Annotated in this window: 13 protein-coding genes; 4 read left to right on the top strand and 9 right to left on the bottom strand. The window is 71.6% G+C overall.

All coding sequences use genetic code 11. The features are described from left to right. Window positions 1-13 precede the first annotated feature (13 nt). Window positions 14-820, bottom strand: coding sequence for a GGDEF domain-containing protein (locus ACU6XJ_RS14515; RefSeq protein WP_476311060.1), 807 nt, complete (start codon window positions 818-820; stop codon window positions 14-16). Window positions 821-1,019: 199 nt separating this feature from the next. Between ACU6XJ_RS14515 and ACU6XJ_RS14510 the strand changes: the two genes are divergently transcribed. Then, window positions 1,020-3,239: a sigma-70 family RNA polymerase sigma factor gene (locus ACU6XJ_RS14510; protein WP_476311057.1), complete on the top strand. Its 2,220-nt coding sequence runs from the start codon at window positions 1,020-1,022 to the stop codon at window positions 3,237-3,239. A gap of 3 nt (window positions 3,240-3,242) precedes the next feature. Here ACU6XJ_RS14510 and ACU6XJ_RS14505 read toward each other — a convergent pair whose 3' ends face one another. Continuing rightward, window positions 3,243-4,394, bottom strand: a complete 1,152-nt coding sequence (locus ACU6XJ_RS14505; protein ID WP_476311054.1) for an acyl-CoA dehydrogenase family protein — start codon at window positions 4,392-4,394, stop codon at window positions 3,243-3,245. Window positions 4,395-4,504: 110 nt separating this feature from the next. Between ACU6XJ_RS14505 and ACU6XJ_RS14500 the strand changes: the two genes are divergently transcribed. Further along, on the top strand, window positions 4,505-5,044 hold the full coding sequence (locus ACU6XJ_RS14500) for a GtrA family protein (protein ID WP_476311051.1): 540 nt from the start codon (window positions 4,505-4,507) through the stop codon (window positions 5,042-5,044). Here the strand turns inward: ACU6XJ_RS14500 and ACU6XJ_RS14495 are convergent, their stop codons facing one another. After that, complete coding sequence (locus ACU6XJ_RS14495) at window positions 5,045-6,349, bottom strand: ATP-binding protein (RefSeq protein ID WP_476311048.1); 1,305 nt, start codon at window positions 6,347-6,349, stop codon at window positions 5,045-5,047. It lies immediately after the preceding gene. Between the two features lie 15 nt (window positions 6,350-6,364). Beyond that, window positions 6,365-7,039, bottom strand: coding sequence for a response regulator transcription factor (locus tag ACU6XJ_RS14490; protein WP_476311045.1), 675 nt, complete (start codon window positions 7,037-7,039; stop codon window positions 6,365-6,367). An 81-nt stretch (window positions 7,040-7,120) separates the two neighbouring features. Here ACU6XJ_RS14490 and hisN point away from each other — a divergent pair, with 81 nt between their 5' ends. After that, window positions 7,121-7,918, top strand: a complete 798-nt coding sequence (gene hisN / locus ACU6XJ_RS14485) for a histidinol-phosphatase (protein WP_476311042.1) — start codon at window positions 7,121-7,123, stop codon at window positions 7,916-7,918. A 44-nt stretch (window positions 7,919-7,962) separates the two neighbouring features. Here the strand turns inward: hisN and ACU6XJ_RS14480 are convergent, their stop codons facing one another. The 5 genes from ACU6XJ_RS14480 to ACU6XJ_RS14460 form a co-directional block, all read right to left on the bottom strand. Beyond that, window positions 7,963-9,543: an acyl-CoA carboxylase subunit beta gene (locus tag ACU6XJ_RS14480; RefSeq protein WP_476311040.1), complete on the bottom strand. Its 1,581-nt coding sequence runs from the start codon at window positions 9,541-9,543 to the stop codon at window positions 7,963-7,965. 65 nt (window positions 9,544-9,608) lie between these two features. Further along, window positions 9,609-9,950 carry a hypothetical protein gene (locus tag ACU6XJ_RS14475; RefSeq protein WP_476311037.1) on the bottom strand — a complete coding sequence of 114 codons (342 nt, stop codon included), beginning with the start codon at window positions 9,948-9,950 and terminating at the stop codon, window positions 9,609-9,611. Beyond that, window positions 9,947-12,364 (bottom strand): glycohydrolase toxin TNT-related protein, encoded by a 2,418-nt coding sequence (locus ACU6XJ_RS14470; protein ID WP_476311034.1) that lies wholly within the window; start codon window positions 12,362-12,364, stop codon window positions 9,947-9,949. Before ACU6XJ_RS14470 ends, ACU6XJ_RS14475 begins: the two co-directional genes overlap by 4 nt. Next, window positions 12,365-12,694 (bottom strand): WXG100 family type VII secretion target, encoded by a 330-nt coding sequence (locus ACU6XJ_RS14465; protein ID WP_476311031.1) that lies wholly within the window; start codon window positions 12,692-12,694, stop codon window positions 12,365-12,367. Continuing rightward, window positions 12,691-13,152, bottom strand: coding sequence for a YbaB/EbfC family nucleoid-associated protein (locus ACU6XJ_RS14460; RefSeq protein ID WP_476311029.1), 462 nt, complete (start codon window positions 13,150-13,152; stop codon window positions 12,691-12,693). Before ACU6XJ_RS14460 ends, ACU6XJ_RS14465 begins: the two co-directional genes overlap by 4 nt. A gap of 152 nt (window positions 13,153-13,304) precedes the next feature. Between ACU6XJ_RS14460 and ACU6XJ_RS14455 the strand changes: the two genes are divergently transcribed. Next, the gene (locus tag ACU6XJ_RS14455; protein ID WP_476311026.1) at window positions 13,305-13,766 is read left to right on the top strand and encodes a MaoC family dehydratase; all 462 of its coding nucleotides are present in this window, start codon (window positions 13,305-13,307) and stop codon (window positions 13,764-13,766) included. The last annotated feature ends 1 nt before the right edge of the window (window position 13,767 follow it).

Raw genomic sequence — 13,767 nt, 5'->3', positions numbered from 1 at the left:
CGCCGCCGCCCGCTCAGCCGAATTCGGACAGCAATGCGCAGGCTTCGACGTGCGTGGCGGGCAGATCCTCGGCCCAGAGGCAGACCGGGCCGACCGCGGCGAGCTGCGGGTCCATCAGCAGCCGCCGCCGCGAGAGCAGCCGGGCGGCGTTCATCCTGGCGGGCAGCCGGTCGTCCAGCCGGTCGAGCACCGCGGCGGTGGACGGCGACAGCAGCGCCACTGTCTGGCCGCCCGCGAAGACCTCCCGCAGCGCGTCGCCGACCAGTGCCATGGCGATCAGCCGGGACCAGCCGATCGCGGCGGAGGCGTCCAAGCCGACCAGCAGCAGCACGTTCTCGTCGCGCGCCCGCAAGCCTCGGGCCGCGGCGTCGCGGTAGACCTCCTCCAGCCGGGTCCGCAGGTAGGGCAGGGTGGCCAGGCCGGTGGTGCTGTCGGTGGCGTCGCGGGCGGCCATGTGCCTGGCGGCGACGTCGGCCCAGCCGAGCGCGGCCAGCCGCAGCCAGCGGGCCGGTACCGCGTCGGGGTCGGCGCCGACGATCCCGTCCCGAGCCCCGTTCAGCACCGCGTGCAAGGCGGCCAGGTCGGTCAGCGTCTCCGCGAGACTCGCCCCCGACTCGGCCCTGGCGCCACCCAATCGGGGCAACATCCGCTCCAGCAGATCGTGGTCGGCAGCGCTGTGGCAGACATCGTCGACCTCCGGCAGCAGCCAGTCACCGGGAAACGACCAGCCCGCGGCAAGCGCGGCCCGCCGCCAGCGCGCCTTCAACGCGAAACCGCTTTCCCGCCACGCAGGCAGCAGCCGCTCGGGAGCCCGATCCACCCGAACCTCCTGTCTTCGTGTCCACCCGACCTTGTGTTGACGAGACTGTTGAAACCGTCATCCATGACGGTGGGAGGAGGTGACGAAACGGTTCGATTTTTGCCACACTGAGCCATCGGCCGGTGGCCGAGAGGGCTTGACAGGAGCGTGTAGGTGTGATCGTGGCCGTGTCCACCCTCGCCACGACGAGGGGAAACAGATGACCAGCGCGCCGACCGACCTTGAGGGCCCCAGCGATGCCGAGCTGATCGCAGCCGTCCGCGGCGGGTCCACTCAGGCCTTCGGCACGCTGTATGAACGACACGTCGCCGCCGCCCACAACCTCGCCAGGCAACTGGCCCGCAACTCCGCCGAGGCCGACGACCTGGTGTCCGACTCGTTCGCGAAGGTGCTCGACACCCTGCGGGCCGGAAAGGGCCCGGACACCTCCTTCCGCGCCTACCTGCTGACCGCCCTGCGGCACACGGCCTACGACAAGACCCGCAAGGACCGCAGGGTCGAACTGGCCGAGGACATCTCCGACTACGACCCCGGCCAGCCGTTCAAGGACACCGCCATCGCCGGGCTGGAGCGGTCGCTGGCCGCCAAGGCCTTCTCCCGCCTCCCGGAACGCTGGCAGGCGGTGCTCTGGCACACCGAGGTGGAATGCCAGTCCCCCGCCGAGATCGCCCCGATCCTCGGCCTGACGGCCAACGGCGTCTCGGCGCTGGCCTACCGCGCCAGGGAGGGCCTGCGTCAGCAGTACTTGCAGGAGTACGTGGCCGAAGGCGCCGGCGAGCGGTGCCGGGCCACCGTGGACCGGCTCGGGGCGTGGACCCGTTCCGGGCTGTCGCGCCGGGAGGCCACCCAGGTCGAGCACCATCTGGACGAGTGCGAGCGGTGCCGGGCGCTGGCCGCGGAACTCGCCGACGTGAGCAGCGCCATGCGCGGCATCATCGCGCCGATCGTGCTGGGCGCGGGCGTGACCGGCTACCTGGCGCTGTGCTCGGGCAGTGCCACGACCGTCGGCCTGGCGGCAGGAACGGCGGGAGCGGCAGGAGGCGCGGGCGGGGCCGCGGGAGCGGCCGGTTCGGCACCTCGGCAGTGGCTGACCGCCGCCGCATCGGCCGGTGCGCTGGCCGCCGCGGTCGCGGTGAGCCTGCTTTCCGGGGAGGACCCGCTGCCCGCCGCCGCGCCGCAACCCACTCCGCCCGCCGTCACGGCCCCCGCGCCCTCGCCGCAGCCACCGCCGTCCCCGACCACCCAGCCCCCACCGCCGCCCGTTGTGCCGTCGTCGACCCAGCCGACACCGACACCCGCCCCCAGCCCGTCCCCTGCGCCGACACCGCCGCCGCCCGTGGTGGAGCCCGCTCGGCTCCAGACAGGCGGGCCGAGCGCGCCGATCAGCCTCCAGCCCGGCGAGTCGGCCGAACTACCGATCACCGTGCGCAACACCGGAGGCACCGTCTCGAACCCGGTCACCGTCGCGCTGCAACTGCCGCCCGGCGTCACCGCCACCGGACCGTCGACCTCCCCCGCCGCCAGGACGCGGCAGGCCGCCGCCGAGCCGCGTGACCCCGGCATCAGCTGCACCGGCGGTACCGGGACGATCAGCTGCGCCACCATCCGCGGGCTGGAACCCGGCGAGAGCGTGACGTTCCCGTTCGTGCTGCACGCAGGCGAGGACTCCGCGGGCGGGCAGATCACCGGCACGGTCAACTCGGGCACCCAGATCACGCTGGACCTGCCGCCGGTCAAGGTGGAGGTCGTGCGGCTGGACAACATCGACCTGCACACCCAGGTGTGGCAGGAGTGGTTCTGGAACGCCCGTCTGGATCTGACGGTCGCCAACACCGGGAACACCACCGGCCCGCTCACGCTGACCGTGCTCGCGCCACGCGAGCTCAACGCGATCGGCCTGCCACCAGCCTGCAAGGGGGTCGGCGAGACCGTCACCTGCTCGGCGAACCTCGCACCAGGCGAGCGGTTCCGCGGCTACGTCTGGTTCACCTCGCCGTGGGGTAAACCCGGGACCGTCGCTGTCACCGCCGGTCTGGGGAAGGCCTCGGTGAGCCGCGAGGTGCCCATCGAGTTCCGGCCGCACCCGGTGCCGCCGCCGTATCCGCCGACGCCGCCGGACTGGCCGGTCCCCGCTCCCGAGGCCCCGGGCACGACGACGCCCGAACCCACCACGACCGGCCCGGCCCCCTCGCCGACGGGTGCGGTGCCGACGCCGACACCGGTGCCGCCGACCGTGACCACGCCGCCACGGTCGTCGACGCCGACGGTTCCGGTGGTGCCGCCCGCGCCGCCCACGCGGCCGTCGGCAAGCTGTGTGCCGACGGGCCGCTCCGGGCTGCCGATCCTCGAGCCGCCCCCATCGGGTGGACGGCCCTGCCAGGAACTGCCGGAGCGGCCTCGGAGCAGGCTGCTGTTCTAGCGGTCAGGCGACGCCGAGGTCGCGGGCGATGATCATGCGCTGGACCTCGCTGGTGCCCTCGCCGATCTCCAGGATCTTGCTGTCTCGCCAGTGCCGGGCCACCGGGTACTCGTCCATGAAGCCGTAGCCGCCGAAGATCTGGGTGGCGTCGCGGGCGTTGTCCACCGCGATGGTGGACGCGTACAGCTTGGCCATGGCCGCCTGCTTCTTGAACGGCTGTCCGGCCACCAGCCGGGCCGCCGCGTCGTAGTAGGCCAGCCGCGCCAGGTGGGCGCGCGTCTCCATATCGGCGATCTTGAACTGGATCGCCTGATAGTGGCCGATGTTGTGGCCGAAGGCGGACCGCTCCTTGGAGTATCGGACGGCCTCGTCGACGCAGCCCTGTGCCAGGCCGACGGACAGCGCGGCGATGGCGATGCGGCCCTCGTCCAGGGTGTTGAGGAACTGCGCGAAGCCGCGGCCGCGTTCGCCGAGAAGGTTCTCCGCTGGCACCCGGCAGTCGTCGAAGAACAACTCACGGGTGTCGGAGGCGCGCCAGCCGACCTTGGCGTACTTGCCGCCGACGGTGAACCCAGGGGTGCCGATGGGCACGATGATCGCCGAGATCTCGCTGCGCTCGCCCTGCTTGCCGGTCACGGCCGCCACCGTCACGGCGCTGGTGATGTCGGTGCCCGCGTTGGTGATGAAGCACTTGCCGCCGTTGATCACCCACTCGTCGCCGTCCAGGCGAGCCGTGGTGCGCATGGCCGCGGCATCAGTGCCGCCGACGGGTTCGGTGAGGCCGAAGGCGGCCAGCTTCTCGCCCGCGAGAAGGTCGGGCAGCCAGGTCTTCTGCTGTTCCGGCGTGCCGTAGCGGTAGATCGGCATGGCGCCGAGCGAGACGCCCGCCTCCAGCGTGATCGCCACCGAGGAGTCGGCCCTGGCCAGCTCTTCCAGGGCGAGGCAGAGCGTGAAGTAGTCCCCGCCCATGCCGCCGGCGGATTCGGGGAAGGGCAGGCCGAACAGGCCCATCTGCCCCATCTGGGCGACGATCTCGTAGGGGAACTCACCGGTCGAGTCGAAGTGCTGCGCTTGTGGCGCGACGACACTCCGAGCGAAGTCTTCCACGGTTTTGCGGAAGGCTTCCTGCTCTTCATTGAGCCGGAAGTCTGGCATGTGACACCACCTGTAGGTCGGTTACTTCCAGTGTCATACGAGGCAGCACTGTTACGCCACCTTCATGGGCACTCCGCCGGGTGAGTGATGCCGATCCGTAGACTCGCCACGTGGCAGTTGTGGACGCAGTGCTCGCGATGATGCCGGGGTCGCTCAGGGAGCGGGCTCTGAAGCACCGAGAATTTCTCAAGTTTGGCCTGGTGGGCGGCACCACCTGGGTGATCGACACCGTGATCAACTACGCGTTGAAGCTTACGGTGCTGGAGACAAAACCGCTCACAGCGCGGATCATCGCAGTGCTCGTCGCGACGATCGTTTCCTACGTCCTGAACAGGGAATGGTCGTTCCGCACTCGAGGCGGACGCGAGCGCCAGCACGAGGCCGCGTTGTTCTTCGTGGTCAGCGGTATCGCGATGGCGCTGACCGTGCTTCCGCTCGCGGTGTCGCGGTACGTGCTGCACCTGCGGGTGATCGACGGCACAAGCCTGTTCACCCAGGAGGTGGCCGACTTCGTCAGCGGTCAGGTCATCGGCGTGCTGCTCGGCATGGTGTTCCGCTTCTGGGCCTTCCGGAAGTTCGTCTTCCCGGAGCAGAACGCCAGGCCCGGCAAGGTGCGCCTGGCCCCGGTCCCCAAGGACAAAGCGGCCTGATCAACGCGGCGTCGGTCGGCCTCGCCAGCTGACGCCCGCGAGGTCCTCGGCGCGGGCCACCCGCAGGAAGATCGCGAAGGTGGCCGGGCGGCCGGAGGACAGCTCGAGGCGACCGCCGTCGGCCTCGATCAGTGCCCTGGCCAGCGCGAGGCCGAGTCCGGTCGAGCCCTTGGCGGAGAAGCCGCGTTCGAAGATGTAGCCCGCAAGCTCGTCGGGAATGCCGGGGCCGCGGTCGCTGACCTCCACCACCACCGTGTCGGCGGCGGCGCCTTCACCGCGGCGCAGGCCGACGGTGACCGTGCCCGCGCCGTGCTCGATGGCGTTGCCCATCAACGCGCCGACGGCCTCCCGCAGCCGCGCGGGCGTCACCCTGGCCAGCAGGCCCTCATGCGCCTCGAACCGCAGCGGACGGCCCGCCAACCGCAGACGCTCCCGCCATTCCGGCAGCAGCCTGCGGAGTTCGGCCGAGACATCCAGCGGCTCGGCGCTCACCGCGCGGGCCGCGGTGGCGGCGGCCAGCAGGTCGTCCAGTACCCCGGAGAGCCGTTCGGCCTGTTCCAGTGCGGCGCCCGCGTCCTCGGCGGTCGCGGGGTCGGGGTGGTCGGCCAACGGCTCCAGCCGAAGCTGCAAGGCGGTGAGCCTGCTGCGCAGCTGGTGAGAAACGTCACCCACCAGTTCCCGCTCCCGCTGCATGAGCTGGGCGAGGGCGGAAGCCGATGAGTCCAGCACCTCGCACACGCGGTCCAGTTCGGGCACATGGTGGCGGCGCGGGTCGGGGCGGAAGTCGCCGCCGCCGAGCCGGGCGGCTCGGTCGGCGACGTGGCCGAGCGGTTCGGCCAGGCGTCTGGCGGTCACGGTGGCCACCACCATGCCGATACCCACCGAGACGAAGATCAACAGCAGCACGACGCCCGCCCACTTGAGCTGCTCGGCGTAGACAGGGTCCTGCGGGATCTCCAGCCGGACGCTGCCGTTCTGCAGCATCAGCACCTCGGCGCCCAGCGGGTCGGGTCCGGGGTCGGGGCCGTAGGAGACCATCCCGGCGTCCAGACAGGCCGGATCGGGGCAGACCACGGTCAGACGGCCCCGCGGCGGCACGGCGACCAGTACGTCGGACAGGTCAAGCTGCTGACCCCGCACCCGCTGGCGGTCCAGCGTGGTCGCGATGGACTGCGCGAGGTTGGTCAGCTGGGTCTCGTGGAAGCTGGACACCAGCCGAATCGCGGTCAGGCCGAGCGGGATTCCCAGGGCGATTCCCGTCACAGCGACCGCTAGCAGCGTGGATTGCAGTATGCGTCGACGCACTCGGCGATTATTGGGTCAATCCGCGTTGAACCGGAATCCGAGTCCCCGAACGGTGGCGATCCGCTGTTCGCCGTTGCGCGCGCTGTTGTCGCCGATCTTGCGGCGCAGCCAGGAGACGTGCATGTCCAGGGTCTTGGAGTTGCGCCGGTCGGGACCGTGCCAGACCTCGTTGACGATCTCCTCGCGGGTGACGACCTGCCCGACGCGGGACATCAGCACGCGGAGCAGTTCGTACTCCTTGTTCGCCAGGCTCACCTCGTGGCCGTCAACCTGCACCCGACGGGCCGTGAGGTCCATCCGCACGCCCTTGGCCTCGATGGTCTCCGGGGAGCGGCGACGCAGCAGGGCCCGGATGCGGGCCATGAGCTCGGCCAGCCGGAACGGCTTTGCGACGTAGTCATCGGCACCGGCGTCCAGGCCGACGACGAAGTCGACCTCGTCGGCGCGGGCGGTGAGCATCAGGACCGGGAGGCCGTGACCGCAGGCACGCAGCCTGCGGCAGACGTCGAGCCCGTCCATCCCTGGCAGGCCAAGGTCGAGGACAAGCAGGTCGACGCCGCCGTTGGTGGCGGCGTGAAACGCGCCAGGGCCGTCGCCGACGACTCGGATGACGTAGCCCTCGCGCTGCAGTGCCCGCGATAGCGGTTCGGCTATCGCGGCGTCATCCTCGGCAAGTAGGACCACACTCACACGGAACAGACTAAGTCGGACCAAATGCCCCGAACTGTGCTTTGTGCCCAGTCATTGGGCTCTGTGGCAGCATCCGCGTCCGTGACCAACTCCGCTGACAGCTTTGCCCAGGATCTTTCACTCGCCCTTGACCTCGCCGATGTGGCCGACGCCATCACGCTGGCCCGCTTCCGAGCCCTTGACCTCAAGGTAACCCGCAAACCCGACCGCACACCGGTGACCGATGCGGACACCGCCGTCGAGGATGCCATCCGAGAAGTGTTGGGCAGCCGTGCCCCCGAGGACGCGGTCGCGGGCGAGGAGCGGGGCGGCAGCGTCAGCGCCCCCGGCAGGCTGTGGGTGCTGGACCCCATCGACGGCACCAAGAACTTCCTCCGCGGCGTCCCCGCCTGGGCCACCCTGATCGCCCTGGCCGTGGACGGCAGGCCCTCGGTGGGCGTGGTCAGCGCGCCCGCACTGGGCCGCCGGTGGTGGGCGGCGGCGGGCGAGGGCGCCTGGACCCGCGACCCCGACGGCGCCCGCCGCCCGATCGGCGTCTCCGGGGTGCGGAGCCTCGACGACGCCTACGTCTCCACCACCGACCTCGGCTCCTGGGTGAAGTACCACTCCCGCGAGTCCTACCTCGCCCTGACCGACGCCTGCTGGGAAAGCCGCGCCTTCGGCGACTTCTGGCACCACTGCCTGGTCGCCGAAGGCTCCATGGACCTCGCCGTGGAGCCGATCGTCAACCCGTGGGACGTCGCGCCGGTGCAGATCCTCATCGAAGAGGCGGGCGGCACCTTCACCGATCTGTCGGGCGCCCCCCGCTATGACACCGGCTCCGCGCTGTCCTCCAACGGCCACCTCCACGAAGCAGCGCTCAAGCTCCTCGAACGCTGACCCCTCGGCGCCCTGAACCGGGTTCAGGGCGCCGAACCGGAGGTTCAGACCGGGGTGATGCCGTGGCGGCGGCGGGAGAAGTCGCGGTTGCGGCCCTGGGCCGCGCGGTAGCGGGCGATGAGTTCGGCGCGGAGGTTCTCCGGTTCGCAGATGGAGTCCACCACCAGTTCGCTCGCGAGGCGCAGGATGTCGATGTCGACGTCGTACTCCTCGCGGCGCTGCTGGACGTAGGCGGCCCGCTCGTCGGGGTCCTCGATCGCGGCGATCTTGTTGGCGTAGACGGCGTTGACGGCGGCCTCGGCGCCCATGACGGCGATCTTGGCGGTGGGCAGCGCGATGGTGGCGTCCGGTTCGAAGCCGGGGCCTGCCATGGCGTAGAGGCCCGCGCCGTAGGCCTTGCGGACCACGACGCAGATCTTGGGCACGGTGGCCTCGGAGATCGCGGTGATCATCTTGGCGCCGTGGCGGATGATGCCCTGCTTCTCCACCGCGGTGCCGACCATGAAGCCGGGCACGTCGGACAGGAACAGAAGCGGCACGTTGAACGCGTCGCACAGCTGCACGAACCGGGTGGCCTTGTCCGCGGAGTCCACGAACAGCACCCCGCCCTTGAACATCGAGTTATTGCCGACGATGCCGACGACCTGCCCGTTCAGGCGGGCGAAGCCGACCGTGAGCTCGCGGGCCCACAGGGCGTGGATCTCGAAAAACGAGCCGTCGTCCACGAGCGCCTTGATGTAGCGGCGCATGTCGAAGGCCTGGCGCTCGCCCTCGGGCACCAGCGTGCGCAGGTCGCCCTTGCCGGGTTCCTGCGGCTCCGCGGTGGGCGGGGTGCCCTCCCAGTTGGACGGCAGGTAGGACAGGTACTGCCCGACCGTGCGCAGCGCCTCGTCCTCGGTCTTGGCCAGGAAGTGGCCGACGCCGGAGACGGTGCAGTGCACGCGGGCGCCACCCATCTCCTCCAGCGTGGTCTTCTCCCCGGTGACCATCTCCACCATGCGGTCGCTGCCCAGGTACATCGAGGCATTGCCCTCGACCATGATCACGACGTCGCAGAACGCGGGGATGTAGGCCCCGCCCGCGGCCGAGGGGCCGAACAGGGCACAGACCTGCGGGATCGACCCGGAGGCCTTCACCTGGTTGTAGAAGATCTTGCCCGCGCCGCGGCGGCCGGGGAACAGTTGGATCTGGTCGGTGATCCGCGCTCCCGCCGAGTCCACCAGGTAGACCATGGGCACACCGGTCGCATAGGCGCGCTCGATGATCCTGATGATCTTCTCCACGGTACGGGCGCCCCAGGAGCCCGCCTTGACCGTCGAGTCGTTGGCCATCAGGCACACCTGGCGCCCGTCCACGGTCGCGGTGCCGGTGACCACACCGTCGGCGGGCAGCCCGTCGGCCAACGCGTTGGCGTAGAGGCCGTCCTCGACGAAGCTGCCCTCGTCGACCAGGTGCGCGATCCGGTCGCGGGCGAACATCTTGCCCTTGGCCGCATTGGACGTGTGGTACTTCTCCGCGCCGCCGCTCAGGACGCGCTTGCGGACCTCGCCTAGGTGATCGACCGGTCGGTCGAGGTGCGCGTTGGGTGTGACACCCGGGCTGCTGTTCTGCGTGCTGTCTGTCACGCCGTTGAGCGTACGGGCGGCTGCCCGAAGTGCGTAGCTCCGGTGGCCCGATCCACAAGACCGGGTCAGGGAAGCTGGATCGGAGTCGTCACCGGGGCTCGTTCCGAGGCGGGTGCGGGGTTCGGCTCGGTAGGCGGAGTGGGGACCGGGGTGGCCTCGACGCGGGCGGCCTGGCTCCAGGCGAGGCGGCCGTAGAGGTAGAAGCAGGCGACCTGCTCGCTGGAGAACTTCGCCCAGTCGTACCGGTTGCCCTGCTCGCGCCAGAACACCTCCCAGCCCGGCTCGCCGGTCTCCAGCCCCTCGTCGTGCAGCAGACACCAGGTGTCCTCGGCCTCGACGCCGACCGACACCAACCGCGCAGGCACGCCGAGACGCTCCACCCAGGACAGCAGCTGCTCCGACTTCATGAGGACCGCTCCACTTCGATCGTGTCCTGGACAGGTTCCGGCGTGACATCGGCGAGGTAGCCCAGGGCGAGAAGCTCGGCCACCGAGTGCGTGGTGCGGAACCGAAGACCGCCGCCGGGCTGGGCGAACCAGGGCGCGGCGACGCTTCGCCAGGCGGGCAGCGCCCGCAGCACCTCGAAGCGCCGGTAGCCGCGTCGCAGGTGATCGGGCGGGAGGCTGCGCGCGGCGAACGGGATGCCCGCCGCGGCGAGCAGCCTGCCGTCGGGGTCGCCGAACCGGTCGAGGTGGATGCCCGGCTCCAGCACGGTGGCGGTGGCCGGTGCGACCCCGCCCTCCGGGTACAGCTCCGCGGGCGGCCACGCGTACTCCGCCCGCCTGCCCCGTTCGGGGTCGGCAGGCCGCACCAGGAACCTGCGCTGCCACTCGAACTCCGAGGCCTCACCCAGTGGGTCGTATCCGGTGAGCAGCGCCAGCACCGCCTCGTCCTGATCCGACAGCGCGGGCCCGCACACCGCGGCCGCTTCGGCGGGCGGCGCGTCGGTGCTGATCAGGCCGGCGTCGGGGTGGTCGTCGACCGGGCGGCGCAGCTGGACGGAGAACTCCTGCTCGGTGACCGGCGCGGGCAACTGCCGCGCGGGTGTGGTCGTGGCGACCGGCAGGTGGCCCATCGGGAACAGGTACAGCAGAAACGCCTGCACCTCGTCGGGCGGCCCGTCGTCGAGGGCGGCGAAGTCCTCCATGGCCGCCGCGACCAGTCCCGCGCGTGCCGACTCGGTGGCCGCAGGCGCGGGGTGCGCGGCGGTGGAGCCGAGGACACCGGAGTCCTGGGAGCCGGACGCATCGTGGTAGGCGGTCGACACGTCGGCGGCCGGGCGTCCCGAAGCACCGCCGCCCGCACCCGGCTGGCCCGGTGCGGGCTGGGTGGCCGGACCCGCCGCCGCGCCGGGGTGGCCTGCGGCGGGTTGGGTGGCCGGGCCTGTCATCGCGCCAGGGTGGCCTGCCGCGGGCTGGGTGGCCGGGCCTGCGGTTGCACCGGGCTGGGCTGGCGCGGGCTGGGTCGCCGGTCCCGGACCAGGACGAGCCGCCTGCCCGGCGGGCTGTTGGGGCACAGCCGGTTGCGTGGCTCCCGAGGCGACGAGCGGGCCGAGCGCCGGTTGCACAGGCCGGGGTTGTGCCGCTGTCGGCGCGGGGGCAGGCACCGGACCTGCCGCCTGCTGGGGCACACGCGGCTGCGCGGCGCCGGGGCTCGCGGTCACGGGTCCTGCCGCAGGTCCCTGGGCCACGGGCGGGGCGGGTTGGCCCGCGCTGTGTCCGCCGGCGACGGGTGCGGCTGCCCCTGTCGGTGAAGCCGTCAGGTCGGGGCGGATGGCCTGCGGTGGTTCCGGGGTGATGCCCGCTTGGTGCACGGCGGCCGGTGCGTCCGGCCGGTCCGGAACCGCCGACACGGAAGGCACCGCGGCGCCCCGGTGCGAACCGGGATCGCCCGGCAACCCGACGTCCCGGGCGGGCATCGGACCGGTGGAACCGAGATCGCGGCCCACCGGATCGTGCCCGGACACCACATCGGCGATCGGCGCCGACCCGCCCTCCAGAGTGGTGCCCACGGTGTTCGTGACCTGGTTCAGCGCGCCGTCAGCGCTGCGCACCGCGGTGTCGACCGTGGTCATGGCGGGGTCCAGCACGGAGTTCCCGCCGTGGCCCTGACCACGGCCGCCGATCGCCGCGTCCACACCGTGATTGGCGGTGTCGACCACGCCCGTCGCGGTGTCCGCGACGAGGTGGGTGGCCTGGCCTGCGACACCGTGCACGGTGCCCACCGTGCCCTGGGCCAGGTCACCGACCAGGGCGAGCGGCCCGTGGCCCTGCGCGCCGGGGTTGGCGGCGATCGGCAGCGCGCCCGCGTCCATGGTCAGGCCGGAGGCGAGGTCCACGGCCTTGCCCAGGCGTTCGGTCAGCGCGGCGACGTTGGCGGCGGTTCCGTTGAGCAGGGTCTGCAGGCCGCCCGCCGCCTGGGTGTTGCCCGCTCCCGCGGAGGTCTGGATGGCCTCGGCGTTGCGGGCGAAGTCCACCAGCTGCTGGACGAGTTGGGCCTTGGCGGCGCCGATCTGCTGGGCGGCGTGTTCCAGCCGTTCGGCGGCGGCGCCGCAGCCCTTCGCGGCCTGGGACAAGTGGCCGGTGTCCGGTGCGATGAAGCTGTTCCACTGGCCGCGGGCGGCGGGCGCGCTCGCGCCGTCGAAGGCCGACAGCGCCTGGGTGGCGGTGCCGTCGGCGTCTCGGGCAAGGCTCTCGATCTTGGCGGCCGCGTCTCGCCAGGCGGCCGCGGCCTGACGCATGGCGTCCTCGTCGGCCTCCGGCCACCGCACGCCCGCCTGCGCGGCGACCCCGGCGAGTTCGGGTGGCAGCTGGATGCCCATCTAACGCCTCCCGTCGTGCACGGCGCGGAACGCGTCGGCGGAGGCCGTTTCGGCCCGGTCCACGTTGTCCGCGGTGGCGCGGAATCGTGCGCCGACATCGCGAAGCTGCTCGGCCAGCGCGTTCACGGCCTTGACGCTCTCCACGGACTTGCCCACATGGGCCGCGGCGAAACTCTGGCCGATCGCGTCCCGCCCCCAGCATTCGCCGAGGCCCTCCAGCGTCTGCCGCAGTTCGGCCGCGATGCGTTCAGCACGTTCGGCGTGGCCGGTGAACTCCGCCGCCCGCTGCCGCAGCGCCTCGCCGTCACTGCGCATGATCGGCTGACTCATCGGCCCCTCCCGGTCGGATGTCGGGTGTCTTCCAGCCAGCTCTGCTCGCCGTAGTAGTCGTCGTCATCGTCGGGAGCGGGCTTCGCCGCGGGCGGCGCGAGTTCCGCGGGCCGCAGGTCGGCGGTGCCCGCCAACAGTGCCTCCGGGTCGCTTCCCGGCGGCAGCAGCGGGACCAGCGCCTCCTGCGCCTGTCGGCTCACCCTGCCCGCCGCGGCGGCCGTCAATTCGGTGATCAGCTGCGCCAACCGGGACGGCCGAAATTGGCGGTAGGCGTCCTCGGTGATCTCCAGCTTGGCGAGCCTGCCCTGTGCCCCCACGGTCACCCGCACCGAGCCGTCGGGGCTGCCGACCGTCTCGGTGAGCGTGGCGAGTCGGCGGTGCACCTCGGCAAGCTGCTCCCGGCTGCGCCGGTAGTCGGCGAGGAGTTGCTCCACCTGTGCTCGATGATCGGTCGGCACCCGCCACCTCCGCCTAGTCCGGCCTCGACTCTGTGACGTCCTCCCCGCAGACCCGGTTCCACCGGCTACCAAAGTTGTTCGCCCATTCGATGGTGCGACGGTTGTGTACCGGGTAACAAGTCACGACACGGCGGGCTGCCTACGATTCGGTCATGAGCTCGTCACCCAAGTGGGCCTACGAGGACCTGACGCCAGGGCTGGTCATCGAACTGGGCAAGATCAGCATCGACCGGGACGAGATGATGGCGTTCTCCGAGCGCTTCGATCCGCAGCCCGTCCACCTCGATGAGGAGGTCGCCGAGAAGTCGGTGCTCGGCGGGCTGTGCGCCTCAGGCTGGTTCACCGGCAGCCTGTGGATGCGCGCCTACGTGGACGCGGTGCTGCACGACTCGACCTCGCAGGGCTCCCCCGGCTGCTCCGAACTGGCCTGGCTGGCGCCGGTCTACCCCGGCGACGTGCTCGACGGCAGGCTGGAGGTGCGCTCGGCCCGCCGCTCGGCGTCACGGCCCGGCCTGGGGCTGGTGGAGATCACCGGCACAGCTCACCGCGGCGAGAAGTGCGTCCTGCGCTGCACGTTCGTCGGCATGTTCGGCACCAGGGACGCGCAGGCCTGAC

The sequence above is a fragment of the Actinorectispora metalli genome, from assembly GCF_056323685.1.
The sequence above is the reverse complement of the archived record's forward strand: the minus strand, read 5'-3'. Positions and strand labels throughout refer to the sequence as shown.